The sequence below is a fragment of the Desulfofundulus sp. genome (assembly GCF_049701015.1).
GTDB lineage: Bacteria > Bacillota > Desulfotomaculia > Desulfotomaculales > Desulfovirgulaceae > Desulfofundulus.
The window spans coordinates 1-1,587 of the sequence record NZ_JBNATZ010000409.1 but is presented as its reverse complement, the minus strand read 5'-3'; the positions used below and the strand labels follow the sequence as shown (position 1 = coordinate 1,587).

The window sequence follows — 1,587 nt, the reverse complement described above, 5'->3', positions numbered from 1 at the left end:
CCATACCACACCTCAACTTTCTGGCGGTTCTGGCTTTAGTTTACACTATCCCCGGGTCTTTTTCAATACAAGCTTCTTCCAGGGTGCCGGCGGCGAGCAGGTAGTAGCTGGTCCGGAGTGCCCGTTTTTGGCGGTAAGGAAGAAGGGGACGGCAACCGTTCAGTCGCGTCTGGGAAGTGGTCCCGGGCGCGTTTCTATTTTTTGGGAGGTGGTTTTATGAGAGGTCAGGTATTGGCGGTGCGTTCTGGAGGGGTATCACCCTTTTCGGTGCTGAACGGCTACAGGATAGTGCAGCGGACGGAGAGGGTGCGGGAGATACTGACTCCGACGCCCAGGGAGGTGATTTTGCTGAACGTTTTGAGGTCCTGCGGTACGGTTGCGGGGTTTCAGGTGGAGGGTCTGTGGCCGGGTAAGGGGCGGGAGAAGCTAAAGAAGCTGGCGTTCGGGGGGTTTGTCGTCCTGTCGAGGCTTGAGGGCGGGCGCAAGCTGAACGTTTACGGTTTGAGCTTTGAGGGGGACGTGGGAGTGGTTTTGAAGCGGCTGGCCTTTGCGCAGCTGTACATGAGGGTGCGGGAGCACTTCCCGTGCGGGGCGTCCCTGCTGCCGCCTCCGCTAACGGGGCTGATAAACATCCGGGGGAAAGCGTTCCCGGTGCTGGTGGTGCGGCGCGGCGAGGACCCTTCGTGTTTTTACGGGTATTTGAGGGGGCTGCCGCGGCTGCTGGTGGTGGCGGAAGAGCTTGTGAGGTTTGACCTGCCGGTACCGTTCAGGGTGACGACGGACGGGGACTTATTGAGGAAGCCGCTGAGGCATGCGTTTTACGACGGGGACGGGAGGCCCGACGAGGCGAGTATTTTTGGTTAGGCTATTGCGTTTCGGCGGAGGTTGTGGTAGAATTTGCTCAGGGATTTTGGGAATCGGGTTGCCGGTGCTTTCAAGACGCCGGAGGGAGCGCGTCCTGTAGGGGGCGCGGTATTGCAGCTTCTTATAAGAGGCTGAGGAAGGCTGTCAGGAGAGAGGGGTTATTGTGCCCTTTTGAGGCCAAAGGGACCCGCCGCAAGCGGTACTCGTGCGGGCCGGTTTTGCTGTTTTTCGTGTCGAAAAGCCTCGCAGTTACTTGCAGCGGGGCTTTTAATTTTTCCAAAAAGAGGAGGGATGTTTCTCATGCGGGAGTTTCACCAGCAGTTTTTGGACTGGGTTTCCACGCAGGTGGAGCTGAACCGTCTGGTGCACGGGAATGCGAGGAGAGCTCCGCAGGAATGGGCGATGATAGCGGGGACGCACATGGGGCACCTGCTGGAGGCCGTACTTCAGGACGACCCGGAGAGAATCCAGAAGGAGCTTCTGCATGTGGCGGCGCCGTTGCTGGAGCTGCACTGCGAGCTGCAGCGGCGGGCCGTTGAGGAGCGGCAGCTGGCTTTGGCATTTTAGGGGGTTGTGCGTTTTTCGTTCTCTCTAATTTGAGGTTGGGTGTTTAAAAACGCTTGGTTTCTTTTAAGTCCAAAGGCCCTGCTTTAAGAGCAGGGCTTTTCACTTGTGCGCCCGGCATGGGCGTTAACTTGGTGGTGAAAGTCCACTGCAGGCGAG

At 58.3% G+C, this 1,587-nt stretch carries 3 protein-coding genes; all 3 read left to right on the top strand.

Going from position 1 to position 1,587, the window contains the following annotated elements:
• On the top strand, positions 1-220 hold a 220-nt coding region (locus tag ACPLUI_RS14940; RefSeq protein WP_424661031.1), incomplete at its 5' end, for a hypothetical protein.
• Positions 217-864, top strand: coding sequence for a hypothetical protein (locus tag ACPLUI_RS14935; protein WP_424661030.1), 648 nt, complete (start codon positions 217-219; stop codon positions 862-864). The genes ACPLUI_RS14940 and ACPLUI_RS14935, both read left to right, overlap by 4 nt.
• Before the next feature lie 300 nt (positions 865-1,164).
• A complete protein-coding gene (locus tag ACPLUI_RS14930) occupies positions 1,165-1,431 on the top strand; it encodes a hypothetical protein (protein WP_424661029.1) in 267 nt (88 codons plus the stop codon).
• The last annotated feature ends 156 nt before the right edge of the window (positions 1,432-1,587 follow it).